Origin of the sequence: Streptomyces sp. R-74717, from assembly GCF_047305335.1 — a bacterium.
GTDB lineage: Bacteria > Actinomycetota > Actinomycetes > Streptomycetales > Streptomycetaceae > Streptomyces > Streptomyces atratus.
Window position 1 is genome coordinate 6,954,256 of the sequence record NZ_CP102361.1, and the last position, 21,546, is coordinate 6,975,801.

17 protein-coding genes and 1 pseudogene are annotated in these 21,546 nt (G+C 69.6%); 11 read left to right on the forward strand and 7 right to left on the reverse strand.

Annotated elements, in window-relative coordinates; genetic code table 11:
• The first annotated feature begins 17 nt into the window (after positions 1-17).
• Positions 18-1,379, forward strand: coding sequence for a type I glutamate--ammonia ligase (gene glnA / locus NRF20_RS31910; protein ID WP_384461293.1), 1,362 nt, complete (start codon positions 18-20; stop codon positions 1,377-1,379).
• A gap of 61 nt (positions 1,380-1,440) precedes the next feature.
• Here glnA and NRF20_RS31915 read toward each other — a convergent pair whose 3' ends face one another.
• Positions 1,441-2,031, reverse strand: coding sequence for a TetR family transcriptional regulator (locus NRF20_RS31915; protein ID WP_413753749.1), 591 nt, complete (start codon positions 2,029-2,031; stop codon positions 1,441-1,443).
• A 393-nt stretch (positions 2,032-2,424) separates the two neighbouring features.
• Between NRF20_RS31915 and NRF20_RS31920 the strand changes: the two genes are divergently transcribed.
• Positions 2,425-3,234, forward strand: coding sequence for a putative protein N(5)-glutamine methyltransferase (locus NRF20_RS31920; RefSeq protein WP_398631486.1), 810 nt, complete (start codon positions 2,425-2,427; stop codon positions 3,232-3,234).
• A gap of 355 nt (positions 3,235-3,589) precedes the next feature.
• Here NRF20_RS31920 and NRF20_RS31925 read toward each other — a convergent pair whose 3' ends face one another.
• Together NRF20_RS31925 and NRF20_RS31930 are read right to left on the reverse strand one after the other, a co-directional pair.
• Positions 3,590-4,261: a response regulator gene (locus NRF20_RS31925; protein WP_266361818.1), complete on the reverse strand. Its 672-nt coding sequence runs from the start codon at positions 4,259-4,261 to the stop codon at positions 3,590-3,592.
• Entirely contained in the window at positions 4,258-5,319 is a 1,062-nt protein-coding gene (locus NRF20_RS31930) for a sensor histidine kinase (RefSeq protein WP_266361819.1), read from the reverse strand. The genes NRF20_RS31925 and NRF20_RS31930 overlap by 4 nt, the downstream gene beginning before the upstream one ends.
• Positions 5,320-5,638: 319 nt before the next feature.
• On the opposite strand from NRF20_RS31930, the gene NRF20_RS31935 reads away from it, so the two are divergent.
• Both NRF20_RS31935 and NRF20_RS31940 read left to right on the forward strand, forming a co-directional pair.
• Positions 5,639-6,559, forward strand: coding sequence for an ABC transporter ATP-binding protein (locus NRF20_RS31935; protein ID WP_266361820.1), 921 nt, complete (start codon positions 5,639-5,641; stop codon positions 6,557-6,559).
• Positions 6,556-7,410: an ABC transporter permease subunit gene (locus NRF20_RS31940; protein WP_266361821.1), complete on the forward strand. Its 855-nt coding sequence runs from the start codon at positions 6,556-6,558 to the stop codon at positions 7,408-7,410. Before NRF20_RS31935 ends, NRF20_RS31940 begins: the two co-directional genes overlap by 4 nt.
• Before the next feature lie 397 nt (positions 7,411-7,807).
• Here NRF20_RS31940 and NRF20_RS31945 read toward each other — a convergent pair whose 3' ends face one another.
• Positions 7,808-8,320 carry a pyridoxamine 5'-phosphate oxidase family protein gene (locus tag NRF20_RS31945; protein ID WP_398631487.1) on the reverse strand — a complete coding sequence of 171 codons (513 nt, stop codon included), beginning with the start codon at positions 8,318-8,320 and terminating at the stop codon, positions 7,808-7,810.
• A 134-nt stretch (positions 8,321-8,454) separates the two neighbouring features.
• Here NRF20_RS31945 and NRF20_RS31950 point away from each other — a divergent pair, with 134 nt between their 5' ends.
• Positions 8,455-11,445: a bifunctional [glutamine synthetase] adenylyltransferase/[glutamine synthetase]-adenylyl-L-tyrosine phosphorylase gene (locus NRF20_RS31950; protein WP_413753750.1), complete on the forward strand. Its 2,991-nt coding sequence runs from the start codon at positions 8,455-8,457 to the stop codon at positions 11,443-11,445.
• 140 nt (positions 11,446-11,585) lie between these two features.
• Here the strand turns inward: NRF20_RS31950 and NRF20_RS31955 are convergent, their stop codons facing one another.
• Positions 11,586-11,780: a hypothetical protein gene (locus NRF20_RS31955; RefSeq protein ID WP_398631489.1), complete on the reverse strand. Its 195-nt coding sequence runs from the start codon at positions 11,778-11,780 to the stop codon at positions 11,586-11,588.
• A gap of 38 nt (positions 11,781-11,818) precedes the next feature.
• On the opposite strand from NRF20_RS31955, the pseudogene NRF20_RS31960 reads away from it, so the two are divergent.
• A pseudogene (locus tag NRF20_RS31960) lies at positions 11,819-12,520 on the forward strand (amidohydrolase family protein); the annotation flags it as partial.
• Between the two features lie 119 nt (positions 12,521-12,639).
• Here NRF20_RS31960 and NRF20_RS31965 read toward each other — a convergent pair.
• Together NRF20_RS31965 and NRF20_RS31970 are read right to left on the reverse strand one after the other, a co-directional pair.
• A complete protein-coding gene (locus tag NRF20_RS31965) occupies positions 12,640-13,614 on the reverse strand; it encodes a phosphatase PAP2 family protein (protein ID WP_413753751.1) in 975 nt (324 codons plus the stop codon).
• 87 nt (positions 13,615-13,701) lie between these two features.
• A complete protein-coding gene (locus NRF20_RS31970) occupies positions 13,702-14,769 on the reverse strand; it encodes a LacI family DNA-binding transcriptional regulator (protein WP_398631491.1) in 1,068 nt (355 codons plus the stop codon).
• A gap of 357 nt (positions 14,770-15,126) precedes the next feature.
• Here NRF20_RS31970 and NRF20_RS31975 point away from each other — a divergent pair, with 357 nt between their 5' ends.
• The 5 genes from NRF20_RS31975 to NRF20_RS31995 all read left to right on the forward strand — a co-directional run bounded on the left by NRF20_RS31975 (position 15,127) and on the right by NRF20_RS31995 (position 21,148).
• Entirely contained in the window at positions 15,127-16,401 is a 1,275-nt protein-coding gene (locus NRF20_RS31975; RefSeq protein WP_398631492.1) for an extracellular solute-binding protein, read from the forward strand.
• A gap of 19 nt (positions 16,402-16,420) precedes the next feature.
• The gene (locus NRF20_RS31980) at positions 16,421-17,437 is read left to right on the forward strand and encodes a carbohydrate ABC transporter permease (RefSeq protein WP_413753752.1); all 1,017 of its coding nucleotides are present in this window, start codon (positions 16,421-16,423) and stop codon (positions 17,435-17,437) included.
• Positions 17,431-18,327, forward strand: a complete 897-nt coding sequence (locus tag NRF20_RS31985) for a sugar ABC transporter permease (RefSeq protein WP_413754629.1) — start codon at positions 17,431-17,433, stop codon at positions 18,325-18,327. The genes NRF20_RS31980 and NRF20_RS31985 overlap by 7 nt, the downstream gene beginning before the upstream one ends.
• A 101-nt stretch (positions 18,328-18,428) precedes the next feature.
• Positions 18,429-20,105 (forward strand): glycoside hydrolase family 13 protein, encoded by a 1,677-nt coding sequence (locus NRF20_RS31990; RefSeq protein WP_413753753.1) that lies wholly within the window; start codon positions 18,429-18,431, stop codon positions 20,103-20,105.
• Complete coding sequence (locus NRF20_RS31995) at positions 20,090-21,148, forward strand: LacI family DNA-binding transcriptional regulator (RefSeq protein ID WP_398631495.1); 1,059 nt, start codon at positions 20,090-20,092, stop codon at positions 21,146-21,148. Before NRF20_RS31990 ends, NRF20_RS31995 begins: the two co-directional genes overlap by 16 nt.
• Positions 21,149-21,546: the final 398 nt, after the last annotated feature.

Below are 21,546 nucleotides of genomic sequence, written 5' to 3' on the forward strand. Positions count from 1 at the left end.
ACTGCAAGGATGTGGCTATGGACAAGCAGCAGGAATTCGTCCTCAGGACGCTTGAGGAGCGCGACATCCGCTTCGTACGGCTGTGGTTCACCGACGTCCTCGGCTACCTCAAGTCCGTCGCCGTGGCCCCCGCCGAGCTGGAACAGGCGTTTGACGAGGGCATCGGCTTCGACGGGTCGGCCATCGAGGGCTTCGCCCGGGTGTACGAGTCCGACATGATCGCCAAGCCGGACCCGGGTACGTTCCAGATACTGCCGTGGCGCGCGGAGGCCCCCGGCACGGCCCGGATGTTCTGCGACATCCTGATGCCCGACGGTTCGCCGTCCTTCGCGGACCCGCGTTATGTCCTCAAGCGCATCCTCGCCAAGACCTCCGACCTGGGCTTCACCTTCTACACCCACCCGGAGATCGAGTTCTTCCTGCTGAAGGACAAGCCGGTCGACGGCAGCCGCCCCACCCCCGCCGACAGCTCCGGCTACTTCGACCACACCCCGCAGAACGTCGGCATGGACTTCCGCCGCCAGGCGATCACCATGCTCGAATCGATGGGCATCTCGGTCGAGTTCAGCCACCACGAGGGCGCCCCCGGCCAGCAGGAGATCGACCTGCGGTACGCGGACGCGCTCTCCACCGCCGACAACATCATGACCTTCCGTCTGGTGATGAAGCAGGTCGCGCTGGAGCAGGGCGTGCAGGCGACGTTCATGCCGAAGCCGTTCTCCGAGCACCCCGGCTCGGGCATGCACACCCACCTCTCCCTCTTCGAGGGCGACCGCAACGCCTTCTACGAGTCGGGAGCCGAGTACCAGCTGTCCAAGGTCGGCCGCTCCTTCATCGCCGGTCTGCTCACCCATGCCGCGGAGATCTCCGCAGTGACGAACCAATGGGTCAACTCCTACAAGCGCATCTGGGGCGGCTCCTCCCGCGCCGCGGGCGCCGGCGGCGAGGCCCCCTCGTACATCTGCTGGGGCCACAACAACCGCTCCGCGCTCATCCGTGTCCCGATGTACAAGCCCGGCAAGACCGGCTCCGCCCGCGTCGAGGTCCGCTCCATCGACTCCGGCGCCAACCCCTACCTGACGTACGCGGTGCTGCTCGCCGCGGGCCTCAAGGGCATAGAGGAGGGCTACGAACTCCCGGCCGGGGCCGACGACGACGTCTGGGCCCTGTCCGACGCCGAGCGCCGCGCGATGGGCATCGAGCCGCTGCCGCAGAACCTGGGCGAGGCGATCTCGCTGATGGAGAAGAGCGAACTGGTCGCCGAGACGCTCGGCGAGCACGTCTTCGACTTCTTCCTGCGCAACAAGAAGCAGGAGTGGGAGGAGTACCGCAGCGAGGTCACGGCCTTCGAGCTGAAGGCGCTGCTGCCGGTGCTGTAGCTCTAGTCGCGACGAAGGGCCGGCGGTCGCGGTGACCGCCGGTCCTTCGCCGTATCCCGTCTCAGTCGAACCGGCAGGCCATCTCGTCCAGGATCTCGTCGATCACCTCGGCGGGCTCCCGGGCCAGGTCCTCCTCGATCCACATGCGCATGGCGATCCGCAGCGAGGAGAGGAACGCCGCGGCCAGGACCCGGGGGCGGACCGGGTTCTCCGACGGACCCTGGCGGGACGCCACGGCCTCGGCCAAGTCCCGTTCCAGGGCTGCGTGGTTGGCGAGCTGCCGGGCGAGCAGCGAGGGGTGCTGCATCGCCAGCCTGGTCCGCAGGGCCCACTCGCGTTCCGGTGGTGCGACCCGTTCGGCGAACTGTGTCATGGCCGCCCGCAGTGCCGCCCATGCGGTCTCCTCGGCGGGCCGCTCGCGCACGGTCCGGACGAGATCCCTGATCTGCTGCTCCTCGCCGTGGAGGAGCGCGTCCTCCTTGCCCGTGAAGTAGTTGGAGAACGTTCTGCGGGAGATCCCGGCCGCGTCCGCGACGGCCTCCACCGTGACGTGGTCGAAGCCGTGCTCGACGGCCAGCCGCAATGTCGCCTCGTGTACGGCCTGCCTGGTGGCTTCCTTCTTGCGTTCCCGCAGTCCCACAGAGCTCTCCATGGGCTCATTATCTCCGTGCCGAGAATAATTGCGCAGTGGGCAAAATTGCTCGTACGTTGCCGCGACCCCGCTCTCGCCATCGTTGTGAGCCTCGCGGTCGGCATGGCGATAGGTGCGGTCTTCCTCGGTCAGTGCTTTACCCGAGCCACGGTGGCGGAACACGACTGGCAGTACCGGCGCCTCCCCGGACATCTCGTCAGGTGGCCTTCCGGCCGGGACACCATCCGAGGCCGCGACTGGGGTAATGTGACCCCTCCCAACACGGGGACCGACCAAGGAGGTGAGACCCATTACCGCTGTATCAGGCTGGGTGCTCACCCCTCACGATTGCGTGGTCGACCCGACATAATCGACTGCGGAGCGCCCATCGGCTTTCCCGAAAGGCTCCGCTTCATGTCGGTTTCCGCTTCACCGCTCGCCGTTTCCTCCATCGTCACCACACTCCGCGCCGCCGGCTGCGTATTCGCCGAGGACGAGGCGGAGTTGATCGTCTCCACGGCCGCCTGCCACGCCGAAATCGCGGCCATGGTAGAACGGCGGGCCGCCGGACTGCCCCTCGAACACGTCCTCGGCTGGGCCGAGTTCAGCGGTCTTCGGATCGCCGTGGACCCCGGCGTCTTCGTACCCCGTCGCCGCACCGAGTTCCTGGTCCGGCAGGCCGCCGCCCTCGCCGGGCCCGGGGCGGTCGTCGTCGACCTCTGCTGCGGTTCGGGAGCCCTCGGCGCGGCGCTCGCCGCAACGCTTGACCGGATCGAACTGCACGCCGCCGACGTCGAACCCGCAGCCGTACGGTGCGCCCGCCGCAACGTCGGTGACGCGGGCCGGGTGTACGAGGGCGACCTCTTCGATCCCCTCCCCGGCTCGTTGCGCGGCCGGGTGCAGATTCTGCTCGCCAATGTGCCGTACGTACCGACGGACGACGTCGAGCTGCTTCCCCCGGAGGCTCGCATCCACGAGCCGCGCGTCGCACTCGACGGGGGCAGCGACGGCCTCGACGTCCTGCGGCGGGTCACCGCCGATGCTCCGCGATGGCTGGCACCGGGCGGGCATCTGCTGGTCGAGACGAGCGAACGCCAGGCGGCACGGGCCGAGGAGACCGTCGCCCGCAGCGGCCTGATCCCGCGCGTGGTCACCTCCGACGAGCTGTACGCGACCGTCGTCATCGCGACCCGGCCGGGCTCTTTGGCCGCTTCCGGGGACTGAGAGCAGGATCCCGACGCCCGGTGCCGTACCGCCCCACCGGCCTTCGGGACCATCGGTACAGCCATTAACGCAGCCGGTCGACGGCTTGCGGCCACTGCGCGACCCGGACGCCGTCGACCTCGACGACGATGACGACGGCAACGACGAGTGAGCCCGGCACGGGGCGGCTTCGGCATGATGAGGGCCATGGACGACGTCGAGCTCACCGAGGACGGGACAAGCGCGTTGAACGTCCCGGACTCGGCGATGTGCGACACCGACGAGGACGAGTGAGCTGGGTACCGGCGGCCATGGAGGAGCTGATGCGGGGGCGACACGGCATTCCTGACTTCCACTCAGGGGCCCAGGGACGCGCTCAGCGAGGCAGCGTGACGAGCCCCATCTCATAGGCGGTGATCACGAGCTGGACCCGGTCCCGGGCGCCCAGTTTGGTGAACAGACGTGACACGTGCGACTTGGTGGTGGCCACCGTGATGAAGAGATCCTCCGCGATCTCGGTGTTCGACCGGCCGCGCCCGATGAGGGTCAGGACTTCCCGTTCTCGCTCGGTGATGCCCTCGACCGGCCGTGGGGAGCGCTGCGGGGCAGCTCCGGGGCGCCCGACGAAGTCGGCGATCAGTCGGCGCGTCACACCCGGCGCGATCAGTGCATCGCCGACGGCGACCACGCGGATCGCCGCGAGGATGTCGTTCAGCGCCATATCCTTGACCACGAAGCCGCTCGCGCCGGCCCGGAGCGCGCCGTAGACGTGGTCGTCTTCGTCGAAGGTGGTCAGGACGAGGACGCGGGTCGTTGCCGGGCCGGCGGTGATCAGGCGAGTGGCCTCGATCCCGTCCATCCCGGGCATCCGGATGTCCATTACCACGACGTCGGGGCCGACATCCCTGACCAGTTGGACTGCCTCAATGCCAGTGGCGGCTTCACCGACGACCTCCAGGTCGGGGTGATCGGCCATGATCATGCGCAGGCCGGACCGCACCAGGGGCTGGTCATCGGCGAGCAGGACACGTACGGGACTGTCGGTCATCGGGCCTCCACCGGAACTCCGACGGGTTCGGGCAGCGGCAGCCGGGCCGTCACCCGGAAGCCGCCCTCGGGACGCGGCCCGGCGCTGAGGTGGCCGTGCAGCAGGCCGACCCGCTCCCGCATACCTACGAGGCCGAAGCCGTGGGGCGAGCCGTTCTCGGTGGCGCCGCGCCCGTCGTCGACGACCTCCACGGACAGCTCCTCGTCCCCGTAGTCGATGGCCACCCGACAACGTCCGGTGCCCGCGTGGCGGACCACGTTGGTCAGCGCTTCCTGCACGATACGGTAGGCGGAGATGTCGATGTCGGCCGGCAAGGGACGCTGTTCCCCGCTGCGGCGCACGTCGACGCGTACCCCCGCGTCCGCCGTCGCCGTCGCCAGCCGTTCGACGTCCGCCAGACCCGGCGAGGGCGCGAGAGGTGCCTGCCCCGAGGCTGCCGCGTCCAGGTCGGCCTGACGGAGCGCCACCAGCGTGCGCCGAAGGCCCGACAGAGCGTCTCTGCTGGTGGCTTCGATGGCCCGCAGGGCTTCACCGGCCTCCGCAGGCCGTGTCTGGATGACCTGGCTCCCCGCCCCGGCCTGGATGGCGATGATGGCGATGCTGTGCGCGACCATGTCGTGCAGCTCCCGCGCGATCCGCAGTCGTTCTGCGGTCACGGCCTCGGCCACCTCCTGCGAACGCAGCGCCACCGCGTGCTCGCGGCGCTCGCGACTCAGCAGACCGACCATGCAGGATGCGGCCATCGCCAAGAGAGCGATCACGCCGTTGACGGTCAGGTTGTCCCCGTGGGCGAAGGCGCCGATGGCCAAGAGCTGAATGGCGAAAGATACGGCCGCGGCGACGATCGAAGCCCGCCGTGTGCAGGTGGCGACAGCGAAGCCCAGGACGAGGTCCACCGCCAGATACGACAGGAACTGGGTCTGATACCCCACAGCCATGTTCACGTGGACGGAGCTTGGAGTGCTCACCACCACGGCGGTGGATCCGAAGAGCGCCATGGCCAGAGCCAGCAGCGGCGTCCGTCGCAGCACACCGACGAGCAGGCTCACAGCCAGCATTGACCCGACAGCGTGGACCGTGCCCGAAGCCCGATTCGCACTCACCAGCAGAACCACCACCAAGAGGTAGAGGACACCCCCCACCCAAGCCATGGGCTTCGTTCTCGTCATCGGCGGTGCGCCCCTTCGAGAGGGAGGCCGCGATGCGAAAGGCGCGCAGGCAACAGGGTGGTCGGTGTGGCGTCCATGCCGCGAGACTAACCAGCCGCTGCCCGCGCGGCATCGGCCCGGGGACGTACGCCCGCGGGCTGACCCGGCCGCACGATTGCCACCCACGGCCCCATGACCGGACGGGGACCCTCCCGGCAGCGTTGTCCCTGTGATCGAAGTCAACGAACTCACCAAGCGCTACGGCAGCAAGACCGCCGTCGACCATCTGTCCTTCACCGTGCGGCCGGGCCAGGTCACCGGATTCCTCGGCCCCAACGGAGCCGGCAAGACCACCACCCTGCGGTTGATCCTCGGCCTGGACACACCCACCGTCGGCGCCGCCACCGTCAGCGGCGTCCCCTTCCACAGCCACCCACGCGGACTGCGGCACGTCGGCGCCCTCCTCGACGCCAACCAGGTCCACAGCGGACGCAGCGCCGTGGCCCACCTGTCCGCCCTGGCCCGCAGCAACGGCATCCCGCTGCGCCGGGTGGACGAAGTGCTGCAGGAGGTGGGGCTGGCCGAGGCGGCGACCCGCCGCATCGGTGGGTTCTCGCTCGGCATGAAGCAGCGGCTCGGGATCGCCGCCGCGCTGATCGGCGACCCGCCCGTGCTGATGTTCGACGAGCCGGTCAACGGCATGGACCCGGAGGGCGTGCTCTGGATGCGCCGCCTCTTCCGGCGCCTGGCCGCCGAGGGCCGCACGGTCTTCCTCTCCAGCCACCTGATGTCGGAGATGGAGAACACCGCCGACCAGCTCGTCGTCGTCGGCCGGGGCCGACTCATCGCCGCCGAGTCGGTGCGGGACTTCGCGGCCCGCAGCACCCGCCTCAGCATCGTGGTGGGTACGCCGCACGCCGCCGAGCTGGCAGCGGTGCTGACCGCCGCAGGCGCGTCGGTCGAGGTGGAGGGCTCGCCGGGCGCCGAGAAGCTCGCCGTGACCGGGCTGCCGGCAGACCGGATCGGAGTGCTCGCCTTCGAGAGCCGGATCCTGCTGAGCGAGCTGACCACCCGGACCGCCTCACTGGAGGAAGCCTTCATGGAACTCACCGCCGACAGCGTCGAATACCTGGCAGGACAACCCCGATGACCACACCCACCACCGTCCCCCCGACCACCTCGGCCGCGCCCGTCGCCGAGCCGCCCGCCCGCTTCCGCGACCTGCTCGCCTCCGAGTGGATCAAGATGCGGTCCCTGCGCTCGGCCCCGTGGACGCTCGCACTCACCACCCTGTTCGTCATCGGGTCCGCCGCCGTGGCGGCGCTGGCGGAATACAACAACCTGGGGAAAATGAGCCCGGACGCGAGGACCGACCAGGGGTTCCTGGTGTTCGACGCGTTCCCGCCGTCCGGCTACATGACGCTGATGCTCGTCGCCGGCAGCATCGGCGCCCTCACCGTCGTGAGCGAGTACAGCAGCGGCCTCATCCGCACCACCACTGTGGCTGTCCCCGCCCGCGGTGCGGTGGTGCTGGCCAAGGCGGTTGTCACCGCAGCGCTCTGCACCGCGGTCGGTACGGTCATCTCCACCGGTTCCTTCCTGGTCTCCCAAGCCATCCTGAACGGGCAGCAGGCCGGAGTCCCCCTCACTCACCCCGGAGTGTTCCGGGCGCTGGTGGCATCCGCGCTGCTGGCCCCGGTCTGCGCGCTGACCGGCCTTGGCCTCGGCGCCCTGATCAGGCACAGCGCCACCACCATGGTCACCAGCGTCTTCACGCTGCTGATGCTGCCGCCGATGTTCTCGCAGAGCGAGCGCTGGTCCGCCGCCGTCAGCCACGCGATGCCGTTCACCGCCTGGAAGCGCTTGGTCCAGAACTGGCCGCCGGATCCCGACTCCCTCGCGTTCACCGCCACCGTCCCCGGCTCCTGGGTCGTGTACGCGCTCTGGCCGCTGATCGCCGTCGTACTCGCTGTGGTCGTCGTGCGGCACCGCGATGTGTGAACGTGCCTCCGGAACGCGCATATGGTGCCTCGGAGGCACAGGGGCAAGGCTCCGGAAGCTGTCGCAGCCTCGATGAACGTCTCTCATAAATGAACATCTGTGAGAGTTCTGCGAGAGCCCCGGAAATGATCACGTTTCCGCAGGTCGCCGTTTGCGAAAGTCCTCTCGAAACCCGCACGTTGTGCGAGGCACCTCTGAGAGACTGCCGTCATGGATATGACGCCCGATCAGGCCGCACTTGCGGTAGAGCGTCACGACTGCCCGAACTGGGACGCGCCCGCCGGCAGCGCCTGCCGTACCAGGGGCGGTAGGACCGCCGCGAAGTACCACACCCCGCGCACAGCAGTACGGCGAGCCGGGGCCGCTCCACGGGCGTGAGGGCGAACGGCCCCGCCGATCAGCTGAACCGCCACCGCGTCTGGCTGTACGTGGTGCCCTTGCCGAAGCCGAAGGCCGTACGCGGTGCCACCTCGAACACCAACGCCACGTGGCCCGCGTGCCGGAACGTGCCGTCCTGGACGTCGAAGTGCCATTCGGGGCCGTACTTCGACTCCCAGGCCGCGGCCAGCCGGTTCAGCCGGTCTCCGCCCGTCACACGCTCCGCCCGGCCCTCGACCACCACGTCGATCCCCTCCGACAGGGTGTTGTTACCGGTGGTCAGTACCACTTCCGGGTTGGCGGCCAGATTCCGGCCCTTGCGTTCCGACGCGCCCGTGCTGAAGTGCAGCGCGTCCTCCGCCCACACCCCGATCAGCGGGGTGACATGCGGGCGGCCGTCCGGACGGACCGTGCTCAGCCAGTACATCTCCGCCCTGGTCAGAAGCTCCTTCGCCGCCGACCAGGGGCTGGCCGTCGCGCTCTCGTGGCTGTAGCGGGTATCCAGCTCGGCGAAGGGTTCAAATCCGGACATGCGGGCCTCCCGGTCGGGTCCTTGAAGCGATCGTGCCTCCGAAGTGCGGACGGCGCACCCGCTACGAACTCATCGGTGCGGGGCTAGGCTCGGAACGCTGGATGGTGTGTGGGCGGCGAGCAGGAGAGCACGGAATGACGACGGTGCCGGGGCGCAGGAGCAGTACGTTCACCCGACTGCTGCGGCACGGTTTCACCGACCCCTCCGCCGCGGAGCGGCTCCTCGACCTGCCCGAACTGTCGTCCGTACGCTCCGATCCGGTGCTGCTCGACGCCCTCGGGGCCACTGCCGACCCCGATCTGGCACTGCGCGGCGTCGTCCGGCTGGTGGAGGCCGAGGAGCCGGACGAGCGGCAGGTCCTCCTGGACACCCTCGTCACCGCCAAACCGCTGCGGGACCGGCTGCTCGGGGTGCTCGGGGCGTCCGAGGCGCTCGGTGACCATCTCGCCCGCCACCCCCGCGACTGGCATGCGCTCGTCACCTACGAGGCCACCGATCTGCACCCCGGGGTGGCCGAATTCGAGCAGGGGCTCGCCGGGGCCGACGACCCCGACTCGCTGCGCGTCGCCTACCGCCGGTGCCTGCTGGCCATAGCGGCCCGCGACGTGTGCGGTACGACGGACGTCGCCGAGGCCGCCGCCGAACTGGCCGATCTGGCCACGGCGACCCTGCGGGCGGCGCTCGCCATCGCCCGCACGGCCGCACCCTCCGACGCCGCCCAGTGCCGGCTCGCCGTCATCGCGATGGGCAAGTGCGGTGGGCACGAGCTGAACTATGTCTCCGACGTCGACGTCATCTTCGTCGCGGAACCCGTCGACGGCTACGAGGAGAGCGCAGCCGTACAGGCCGCCACCCGGCTGGCCGCGCACATGATGCGGATCTGCTCCGACACGACCGTCGAGGGCACCATCTGGCCCGTCGACGCCAACCTCCGTCCCGAGGGCCGCAACGGGCCCCTCGTACGGACGCTGTCCTCGCACCTCGCGTACTACCAGCGCTGGGCCAAGACCTGGGAGTTCCAGGCGCTTCTCAAGGCCCGGCCGGTGGCCGGCGATCCCGAACTGGGCGCGGAGTACGTCGAGGCCGTCTCGCCGCTCGTATGGCAGGCCGCGGACCGCGAGAATTTCGTCGCCGATGTACAGAAGATGCGCCGCCGAGTCGTCGACAACATCCCCGCCGACCGCGTCGACCGCGAGATCAAGCTCGGTCCCGGCGGGCTGCGGGACGTCGAATTCGCCGTACAGCTGCTCCAGCTGGTGCACGGCCGCAGCGACGCCACCCTGCACAGCGGCACCACGCTGGAGGCCCTTCGGGCGCTCGCCGCGGGCGGCTATGTGGGGCGGGTGGACGCCGCGCAACTGGACGACGCGTACCGCTTTCTGCGTGCAATGGAGCACCGGATCCAGCTCTACCGGCTGCGCCGCACCCATCTGGTCCCGGAGGACGACTCGGATCTGCGGCGGCTCGGGCGCTCCCTCGGGATGCGTACGGACCCGATCACCGAGCTCAACCAGGCATGGAAGCGACACGCCTCCGTGGTGCGGCGGCTGCACGAGAAGCTGTTCTACCGGCCGCTGCTCGACGCCGTCGCCCAGCTCGCGCCCGGCGAGACCCGGCTCAGCGCGAAGGCGGCCAAGCACCGGCTCGAAGCCCTCGGATACGCCGACCCGGCCGCCGCGCTGCGGCACCTGGAGGCGCTGTCGTCCGGGGTGACCCGCAAGGCCGCCATCCAGCGCACCCTGCTGCCGGTGCTGCTCGGCTGGTTCGCGGACTCCGCCGATCCGGACGCCGGGCTGCTCGGCTTCCGCAAGGTGTCCGACGCACTCGGCAAGACCCCCTGGTACCTGCGGCTGCTGCGGGACGAGGGCGCGGCCGCGGAGAACCTCGCCCGGGTGCTTTCGGCGGGCCGTCTCGCCCCCGACCTGCTGCTCCGTGCGCCCGAGGCGGTGGCGCTCCTCGGTGATCCGCAGGGGCTGAAGCCGCGCAGCCGGGAGCACCTGGAGCAGGAGGTGCTGGCCGCGGTGGGGCGCGCGGAGGGTGCCGAATCCGCCGTCGCCGTGGTCCGCGGGGTGCGCCGGCGCGAGCTGTTCCGGACCACGGCCGCGGACCTCATCGGCTCGTACGGTACGGAGGAGAGGCCCGCCGAGCAGGACCCGGGGGCCCTTGTCGACCGGGTCGGCAACGCTGTCACCGATCTCAACGCCGTCACGATCGCGGGCGCCCTGCGCGCCGCCGTGCGCGAACAGTGGGGGGACACCCTCCCCACCCGGTTCGCGGTCATCGGCATGGGCCGTTTCGGCGGACACGAGCTCGGATACGGCTCCGACGCCGATGTGCTGTTCGTCCACTCACCGCGCGAGGGCGTCGACGAGCAGGAGGCGGGCCGGGCCGCGAACCAGGTGGTGTCCGAGATGCGGAGACTGCTGCAACTGCCCACCACCGACCCGCCGTTGATCATCGACGCGGATCTGCGGCCGGAGGGCAAGAGCGGGCCGCTGGTGCGTACGCTGAGGTCGTACGAGGCCTACTACCGGCGGTGGTCGCTGGTCTGGGAGAGCCAGGCGCTGCTGCGCGCCGAGCCGATGGCCGGTGACGAGGAACTCGGTCGTGACTTCATCGAGTTGATCGATCCGCTGCGCTACCCGATGGAGGGCCTCGGGGAGGACGCGGTCCGCGAGATCCGCCGTCTGAAGGCCCGGATGGAGTCCGAACGGCTGCCGCGCGGCGCGGACCCGACGCTCCACACCAAGCTGGGGCGCGGCGGGCTGAGCGATGTCGAGTGGACGGTCCAGCTGATGCAGATGCAGCACGGCTGGGTGGAACCGGGGCTGCGGACGACCCGTACCCGCGAGGCGCTGGCCGCGGCGTGCGCGGCGGAGCTGATCTCGGTCGAGGACGCGCAGACGCTGGACGAGGCGTGGGTGCTGGCGACGCGGGTCCGCAATGCGGTGATGCTGGTGCGGGGGCGGCCGGGCGACACGTTTCCGTCGGGGCCGCGTGAACTCACGGCGGTGGGGCGGTACTTGGGGTACGAGCCGGGGCATGTCGGGGACATGCTGGACGACTACCGGCGGATTACGAGGCGGGCGCGGGCAGTGGTGGAGGAGCGGTTCTACGGCGCGTGAGGGGGGCCCGCTACGGCGCGGGGCCTTTCGGGGCTCCGCCCCGGAGCCCCGGTCCTCAAGCCCCGGACGGGTTGAAGAGATGTCCTCAGGGCCGGGCGGCTCGGTGCGTCCTCAAGCGCCGGACCGGCTGGAGGACGGCCTCAAGCGCCGGACCGGCTTGATGCGTCCTCCGCGTCCAGCCGTGCGCGGCAGTGTCCGATGAACGCGCCCAGCGCCAGTTCGAACGCCGCATCCGCCCGGCCCGTGCCCACCGCGGCCAGGGCCTCCGCGAGGCGGGGTGTCGTGATGTCGTCGGGGAGTTCCCACATGGCGGTGAGGTCCGTGCCGGTGGCCATCTCCAGGCCCCAGACGGGGTGGCTGTGCGCATCGACCAGGCCGGGCGTGGCTGGAGCACGCCGACTGCCACGGGGAGGGCACCGAGGCGTTCTGGCCGGACCCGGAGGCGTACACCGCTGCTGTTCACGATCTGCACCACGCCGGGGTGGGGACCGCCACGCACACCATCGGGGACGCGGCCGTGCGGCATGTGCTGGACACGGTGGAGGCGCTGGGGGAGAGCGGCCGGCTCCGCCACCGCATCGAGCACATCGAGACCGTGCCGCAGGGCCTGGCCGCCCGGTTCGCCTCGCTCGGGGTGATCGCCTCGATGCAGCCCACGCACACCGCGTACACCCGTGCCGACCACACCGACGAGTGGTCGAAACGCCTCGGCGACGAGCAGGCCGGCCGGGCCTGGCGCTGCCGGGACCTGCGCGATGCCGGGGCGTATCTGGCGCTGGGCTCGGACTGGCCGATCGCCCACTACGACGTACGGCAGGTGCTGGCCACGGCCCGGCTGCGGCGGCTGCCCGGGGCGTACGACACCGAGCCGGTCACCGCTGAGCAGGCGCTGACAGGGCTGATGGCGCTGGAGAGATGCACATCGCACGCGGCGGTCGCTGCCGGGGAGCAGGACGTGGCAGGGCGGATCGCCGTGGGATACCGGGCCGATCTGACGGCGCTCGGGGTGGACCCGGTGCTTGCCCCGGCGGACGAGGTGGGAGAGGCACCGGTGAGGGTCACGGTGTGCGGGGGGGCGTGTGGTGTACAGGGGGTGAGGTGGGGCGGGGCGGCGTGGGCGCCTGCGGCGGGCCTGTCCCCTGCCCGCCCCTTCCCGGCAGCGTCGATACGCGGCTCCGCCCCGGACCCCGGTCCTCAAACGCCGGACGGGCTTGAATTGCGTGCTGCCGCGTCCGTCGCCGGGCGTTGCGTCCGGATCGGTGTGCCCGCGGACAGGCCGGCCGGCCGCGACTTCCCCCGCGGCAGCGGAACCCGCTTCGGGAGGTGGTGCGGCAGCGAGCCGTACCACGCGTACGAGAGCGCGTAACCGAAGGCCAGACACGTCATGCCACCCAGCGCGTCCAGCCAGAAGTGGTTGGCGGTCGACACGATCACCAGCAGGGTGACCGCCGGGTAGAGCAGGCCCAGGATGCGCGCCCAGGGTGCGTAGGCCAGCGCGAAGATGGTCAGGCCGCACCAGAGCGACCAGCCGATGTGCATCGAGGGCATCGCCGCGTACTGGTTCGACATGTTCTTGAAGTTGCCCGAGGCCATCGATCCCCACGTCTGATGGACCAGGACGGTGTCGATGAAGTGACCGCCGTTCATCAGGCGGGGCGGTGCCAGTGGATACAAGTAGTAGCCGAGCAGTGCCACGGCCGTGGTCGCGAACAGGGCCAGACGGGCCGCCGCGTAACGGCCGGGGTGACGGTGGAACAGCCACACCAGCACACAGACGGTGACGATGAAGTGCAGTGTCGCGTAGTAGTAGTTCATCGACACGATCAGCCATGTCACGGAATTCACCGCATGGTTGACCGTCTGCTCCACGGCGATGCCCAGGTAGGTCTCGACCGACCAGATCCGGTCGGCATTGTGCAGGGCCTCGGCCTTCTGCTCGGGGACGGCGTTGCGCACCAGCGAGTACACCCAGTAACTGGCCGCAATCAGCAGGATTTCGAACCAGATGCGCGGCCGGCGAGGGGATCGCAGGGAACGCAGTCTCGCCGGGCCGCCGCCCTGCCACCCGGCGTTCTGCCGAGCGTTCGCCGTGGGGGCCGCCTCGTCCACGATGGGTGACGGGGTGGCCTCCGGTCGGCCTTCCTGTGACGTCACGCTCAATTCACCCATAGGCACAGAGTCTGCCAGAAATCTTCCCCCCGCCCGATCATCCTCCGATCGGTTCGGGGCTGCACATCTGACTGCTGGTACTGCGCGCTAGGAGTGGGCGTGCGATCCTGGAACAGCTCCGGCGTCGGAGGCCGGAGCGGGCCCGGGACCTGCGGCCGTTGAACCGCGAACGACCAGTTCGGGCATGAAGACGAACTCGCTGTGCGGAGCGGGTGTGCCGCCGATCTCCTCCAGGAGGGTGCGCACGGCGGCCTGGCCCATTGCCGTGACCGGCTGACGGATCGTGGTCAACGGCGGATCGGTGAACGCTATGAGCGGCGAATCGTCGTAACCGACCACGGACAGATCGCGCGGCACCTCCAGCGACAGCCGGCGAGCAGCCCTGATCGCGCCGAGCGCCATCATGTCGCTCGCGCACACCACCGCCGTGCAACCCCGCTCCATCAGCGCCGACGCGGCGGCCTGCCCGCCCTCCAGGGTGAACAGCGAGTGCTGGATCAGCTCCTCCACCTCGTCCGGGGCGAGGTTCAACTGCTCCTGCACGGTGGAACGGAAGCCCTCGATCTTGCGCAGGACCGGCACGAACCGCTTGGGCCCTACCGCCAGGCCGATCCGCTGATGGCCCAGCGACACGAGATGCGTCACCGCGAGCCGCATCGCGGCCCGGTCGTCCGGCGAGATGAACGGCGCCTGCACCTTGGGCGAGAAGCCGTTCACGAGGACGAACGGGACGCCCTGGGCGCGCAGTTGCTCGTAGCGCTGCATATCGGCCGAGGTGTCGGCGTGCAGCCCGGAGACGAAGATGATGCCCGAGACACCACGGTCGACCAGCATCTCGGTCAGCTCGTCCTCGGTGGAGCCGCCGGGGGTCTGGGTCGCCAGCACCGGGGTGTAGCCCTGCCGGGTCAGCGCCTGGCCGATGACCTGGGCCAGCGCCGGGAAGATGGGGTTCTCCAGCTCGGGCGTGATCAGCCCGACCAGTCCCGCGCTGCGCCTGCGCAGCCGTACGGGCCGTTCGTAGCCGAGGACGTCGAGCGCGGCGAGAACGGATTCACGGGTGGCCGCTGCAACACCGGGCTTGCCGTTCAGTACACGGCTGACCGTCGCTTCGCTGACCCCCGCCTGAGTTGCGATATCGGCAAGCCGTGCGGTCATGGAAGTGGACTGTACCGGGCGTATGTCGGATTGCCCACCATCCACAGGAATCGGACGACCGTACCTGTGGGGTGCTCCGGGGTGGGATCGCGGCAACATCTTGCAAGGTCTTGCGAGCCCGGATTGCGGATCGCAGTCAGATCGTCGCACTACGGGATCGAGGGCTGTGGCCTGCCACTGTCAGGGATCGACGGCTCGCGTCAAGAGGCTTGACGGCAACCGTGAGGACACGCGAATGTAACGATCGCCGACGCTTGCAGAAATCTTCCGCAAACTCTTTCGGCGTTCTTTCATCCTTGTTACGTTCACGTCGACCCGGCGCCGCGACGGAGCGGTACGGCAGTTGAAGGAGTTCAGATGCGACGTGGCATAACGGCCACCGCCCTGGTCGCGGCCCTGGCGCTTGCGGCGACCGCCTGCGGCAGCGACAGCGAGTCCGACGGCACGAGCAAGAGCTCGGGCGAGCTCTCCGGCACGGTGACGTGGTGGGACACCTCCACCGCGGGCAGCGAGGACAAGGTCTTCAAGAAGATCGCTGAGGACTTCACCAAGCAGCACCCGAAGGTCCACATCAAGTACGTCAACGTGCCCTTCGGCGACGCGCAGAACAAGTTCAAGAACGCGGCCCAGTCCGGCTCCGACGCACCCGACGTCATCCGCTCCGAGGTCGCCTGGACCCCCGAGTTCGCAGACCTCGGCTACCTGGCCCCGCTCGATGGCACCTCCGCGCTGAAGAGGCCGGACGACTTCCTGAAGCAGGCCGCCGCGTCCACCAAGTACAACGGCAAGACGTACGCGGTGCCGCAGGTCATCGACTCCATGGGCATCTTCTACAACAAGAAGATCTTCAAGGAGGCCGGCGTCGAGGTGCCCAAGACCGTCGACGAGCTGAAGACCGTCTCCAAGAAGATCAAGGACAAGACCGGCAAGACCGGTATGTACCTGCGCGGCGACGACGCGTACTGGTTCCTCTCCTTCCTGTACGGCGAGGGCGGCGACATGGTCGACGCCTCCACCAAGTCCGTCACCATCGACAACCCCGACGGCGTCAAGGCGATGAAGGTCGTCAAGGACCTCGTCGACTCCGGTGCGGCCAAGACCGATGCCACGGACGGCTGGGAGAACATGCAGGCGTCCTTCAAGGACGGCAAGGTCGCCATGATGATCAACGGCCCGTGGGCCGTCGCCGACACCTACGCCGGCAAGGAGTTCAAGGACAAGGCCAACCTGGGCATCGCCCCGGTCCCGGCCGGTTCCGCCGCGCAGGGCGCCCCGCAGGGCGGTCACAACCTGGCCGTCTACGCGGGCTCGAAGAACCTCGACGCCTCCTACGCGTTCGTCGACTACATGACGTCCGCCGACACCCAGGCCAAGGTCACCAAGGAGCTGAGCCTCCTGCCGACCCGTACCTCCGCCTACGCCAAGCAGGACGTCGTCGACAACGAGATCGTCGGCTTCTTCAAGCCCGTCGTCGAGACCGCCGTCGAGCGCCCCTGGATCCCGGAGACCGGCAGCCTCTTCGCGCCGCTCGTCACCGAGTACACCAAGGTCCTGACCGGCCAGACCACGCCGGAGAAGGCCGTCAAGACGACCGGCGACTCCTACCGCAAGCTCCTCAAGGGCTGGAAGTAACAGGAAGGCAGGCCGACTGATGGCTGTCCACACCAGCCAGTCGGTGGCGAAGGCCGCGGGCGACGACGTCGCCCGCGGCCGGAGCCGCGGTACTGGCACCCCCCCGCCGCCGAGCAGGCTCCGGCGGGCTCTGTCGACCCACTGGTATGCCTGGACCATGGTCGCCCCGGTCGTCGTCGTGATCGGCGTGATCATCGGCTATCCGCTGGTCCGCGGCATCTACCTGTCGATGACCGATGCCAATGAGCGCAACGTCGAGCGGTCCATCGGTGTCAACCACATGCCCGCCACGTACAAGTTCGTGGGCCTGGACAACTACGCCGACGCCCTCACCGGCGATCAGTTCCTCGGCACGCTCGGGTGGACCCTGGTGTGGACGGTCTCCTGTGTGGCCATCACCTTCTCCCTCGGCATGGCCCTCGCCAATATCCTCAACCGCAGGATCGCCGGACGCTCCGCGTACCGGATGGCGCTCATCCTGCCCTGGGCCATCCCCGGCTTCGTCTCCGTCTTCGCCTGGCGCTTCCTCTACAACGAGGACCGCGGGCTGCTCAACAAGATCCTCTCCGGTGGCGGAATCGACGCCGTCCCGTGGCTCAACGACCCCACCTGGGCCAAGCTCGCCGTCATCGCCGTCAACGTCTGGCTCGGTGTGCCGTTCATGATGGTCGCCCTGCTCGGCGGACTGCAGTCGATCCCCAGCGAGCAGTACGAGGCCGCGGAGATGGACGGCGCCACCGCCTGGCAGCGGTTCCGCCACATCACGCTGCCCGGACTGCGGCCGGTCTCCACCACGGTGATCCTGCTCTCCACCATCTGGACCTTCAACATGTTCCCGGTGATCTACCTGCTGACCCGCGGCGGACCCGGCGAAGCCACCCAGATCCTGGTCACCCAGGCGTACAAGTTCTCCTTCGAGATCAGCCCGCGCGACTTCGCGCAGTCCTCCACCTGGGGCGTGCTGATCCTCGTACTCCTGATGATCTTCGCCGCCGTTTACCGGCGAGTCCTGCGCACCCAGGGAGACGACTGGTGACCACCGCCCCCGCAACCACCGTTCCGGCGACCTCCGCACGGCACTCCGCGCGCAAGGTCCGGCTGCGCGGCGAGCGTTCGCCGATCGCCTCCGTCGGGCTGCACCTCACGCTCATCGTCGCGTCCGTGATCGCCGTCTTCCCCGTGCTGTGGGTCCTGCTCACCTCGCTGAAGCCCGCCGCGTACGCGACGACCACGGACTTCTTCAAAGAGACCACGTTCGAGAACTACACGAACCTGATCCGGGACACGAAGTTCCTCACCTGGTTCGGCAACTCCCTGCTCGTCGCGGGGCTCACCACGCTTCTCGGCGTCATCATCTCCGCCTCCACCGGCTATGCCGTCAGCCGCTTCCGCTTCCCCGGCAAGCGCGGGCTGATGTGGACGCTGCTGATCACCCAGATGTTCCCGGTCGCCGTCCTCATCGTGCCGATCTACAACATCATGGCCGGCATGGGGCTGCTGAATCAGCCCGCCGGCCTCGTCATCACCTACCTCACCATCTCGGTGCCGTTCTGTGCCTGGATGATGAAGGGCTTCTTCGACACCATCCCGCGCGAGATCGACGAGTCCGGGCAGGTCGACGGCCTCACCCCGTTCGGCACGTTCTGGCGGCTCATCCTGCCGCTCGCCAAGCCCGGCCTCGCCGTCACCGCGTTCTACTCCTTCATCACCGCGTGGGGCGAAGTGGCGTACGCCTCCGCCTTCATGGTCGGCGAGGACAACCTCACCCTCGCGGGCGGACTGCAGCTCTTCGTCAACCAGTACGGAGCCCAGTGGGGGCCGATGACCGCCGCGTCCGTGCTCATCGCGATACCCGCGGCCCTGGTCTTCCTCTTCGCCCAGCGCCATCTGGTCACCGGCATGTCCGCCGGAGCCGTCAAGGGCTGACGCAGCACGCCCCGTACGACCCGCACGCACCAAGTCACGGCGTCGCCGGAATCCCGACCCGGTCCCGGCGACGCCCCCCACCCAGACACCCCAGGGACGACATGACCCAGCACCTCGCTGCCCCCTCCATCGGCACGTCCGACGACGCTCCGGGCCACCGCACCGGCTGGTGGCAGGACGCGGTGATCTACCAGGTCTATCCGCGGAGCTTCGCCGACGGCAACGGCGACGGCATGGGCGATCTCGCAGGCGTACGGGACAGACTTCCGTACCTCAAGGACCTCGGCGTCGACGCGGTCTGGCTCAGCCCGTTCTACGCGTCCCCGCAGGCCGACGCGGGCTACGACGTCGCCGACTACCGTGCCATCGACCCGATGTTCGGCACCCTGCTGGATGCCGACGCGCTGATCCGGGACGCCCACGACCTGGGCCTGCGGATCATCGTGGACCTGGTGCCCAACCACTCCTCCGACCAGCACGAGTGGTTCAAGCGCGCCCTCGCCGAGGGCCCCGGCTCCGCGCTGCGCGAGCGCTACCACTTCCGCCCCGGCAAGGGCGCGGACGGCGAACTCCCGCCCAACGACTGGGAGTCCATCTTCGGCGGCCCCGCCTGGACCCGGACCACCGACCCGGACGGCACCCCCGGCGACTGGTACCTCCACCTCTTCGCGCCCGAGCAGCCCGACTTCAACTGGGAACACCCGGCCGTCGCCGACGAGTTCCGCTCGATCCTGCGCTTCTGGCTCGACATGGGTGTCGACGGCTTCCGGGTCGACGTCGCCCACGGCCTCGTCAAGGCCGAGGGCCTGCCCGACCTCGGCACCCACGATCAGCTCAAGCTGCTCGGCAACGACGTCATGCCGTTCTTCGACCAGGACGGGGTCCATGAGATCTACCGCTCCTGGCGCACCATCCTCGACGAGTACCCCGGCGAACGCATCGCCGTCGCAGAGGCCTGGACCCCCACAGTCGAGCGCACCGCCAACTATGTGCGCCCCGATGAGATGCACCAGGCGTTCAACTTCCAGTACCTGTCCACCGCCTGGGACGCCGCCGAGCTCCGCAAGGTCATCGACACCTCGCTGGACGCGATGCGTCCGGTCGGCGCCCCCACCACCTGGGTGCTCTCCAACCACGACGTGACCCGGCACACCACCCGGTTCGCCAACCCGCCCGGCCTCGGCACCCAGATCCGTGACGCCGGCGACCGCGAGCTGGGCCTGCGCCGGGCCCGCGCCGCCACCCTGCTGATGCTGGCGCTGCCCGGTTCCGCGTACGTCTACCAGGGCGAGGAGCTGGGCCTGCCCGACGTCACCGACCTGCCCGACGAGGCCCGTCAGGACCCGTCGTTCTTCCGCGCCGAGGGCCAGGACGGTTTCCGCGACGGCTGCCGGGTGCCGATCCCGTGGACGCGGACCGGCTCCTCGTACGGCTTCGGCAGCGGCGGCAGCTGGCTGCCCCAGCCCGACAGCTGGGGCGCGCTGAGCGTCGAGGCGCAGACCGGCGACGCGGGCTCCACGCTGGAGCTGTACCGGGCCGCGATCGCCGCCCGCCGGGTGCACCCGGGGCTCGGTGCCGGCACCGCGGTGGAGTGGCTCCAGGCCCCCGAGGGTCTGCTGATCTTCGCCCGCCCCGGATTCGTCTGCACCGTCAACACGACAGGCCGTCCGGTACGCATCCCCGTACGCGGCACCGTCCTGCTGTCCAGCACCCCGGTCGCCGCCGACGGCGCCGAGATCGAGCTGCCCGCGGACACCACGGTGTGGTGGACGGTGTGACCGTCCCCCTGCCCAGAGCGGGCGGTGCGCCGAGGCTCTCGGACATCGCCGGCCAGGCAGCGGTCAGCGAGGCGACCGTCAGCCGGGTGCTCAACGGGAAACCGGGCGTCGCGGACACCACGCGTCAGCGGGTGCTTGCCGCGCTGGACATCCTCGGCTACGAACGCCCCGTACGGCTGCGCCGGCGCAGCGCCGGGCTGATCGGACTGGTGACGCCCGAGCTCATCAACCCGATCTTCCCGGCGTTCGCGCAGTCCGTCGAACAGGTACTGGCCGGGCACGGTTACACCCCGGTGCTCTGCACCCAGCTGCCCGGCGGCGCCACCGAGGACGAACTCGTCGAGCAGCTCGTCGAACGGGGCGTCGGCGGGATCGTCTTCCTCTCCGGGCTGCACGCCGACATGTCGGCCGACCCGGCCAGGTACGCCGCGCTCACCGACCGCGGCGTGCCGTTCGTCCTGATCAATGGCTACAACGAACGGATCAGTGCCCCGTTCGTCTCACCCGACGACTCCGCCGCCGTACGGATGGCCGTCGGACACCTCGCCGATCTCGGGCACCGCAGGGTCGGCCTGGCCATCGGACCGCAGCGTTATGTGCCGTCCCGCCGCAAACGGGAGGGCTTCGTCGAGGCCGCCGTGAACCTGCTGGGCCTGGGCCGCGCCGAGGCCGAACTCCTCGTCCGTTCCACGCTGTTCAGCGTCGAGGGCGGCCAGGTCGCGGCCGGTGCGCTGCTCGACCAGGGGTGCACCGGCATCGTCTGCGGCAGCGACCTGATGGCGCTCGGCGTGGTGCGTGCGGCCCGGGAGCGCGGGCTCGACGTGCCGCGCGATGTGTCTGTGGTCGGCTTCGACGACTCGCAGCTGATCGCGTTCACCGATCCGCCGCTGACGACGGTGCGGCAGCCCGTACAGGCGATGGCGGCGGCCGCGGTGAGCGCCCTGCTGGAGGAGATCGGCGGCAGCCCCGTGCAGCGTACGGAGTATGTGTTCCAGCCGGAGCTGGTGGTACGGGGCTCCACCGCCGCGCTCCGCGGCGTCTGAGGCCCGGCCCGAAGGTGTCCGGGCGTACAGGAGAGGCACCGGGAGTCGGCCCTGAATGGGCCGGCGGGGAGTGAGCGACTCCGGGTGCCTCTCTTGTCCGTGACCGGCCCGGCCGGCCGGGCGCGTGGGGTCCGGGGTCACCGGAACCCCCGGCCGACCGGACCGGAGTCGGGAGAAACTTAACAGCGCTGCAATGTTTTGCGTAAGTCCTTGCAGAAAGAAATCTGCTGTATTTCGTGGATGTGAGCGGGTGGTGCCCAAAGGGTTGACCGAGGCTGGACGGGCTCGTACGGTCTCCACCGCGGCAAGGTTTGCATTCTTGCAGCAAGAACCTTCAGGAGCCTTGAGGGCAGGGCGCGTTGCCACGTGAGGCTGCACCGTCACCCGCATTTCCCCCA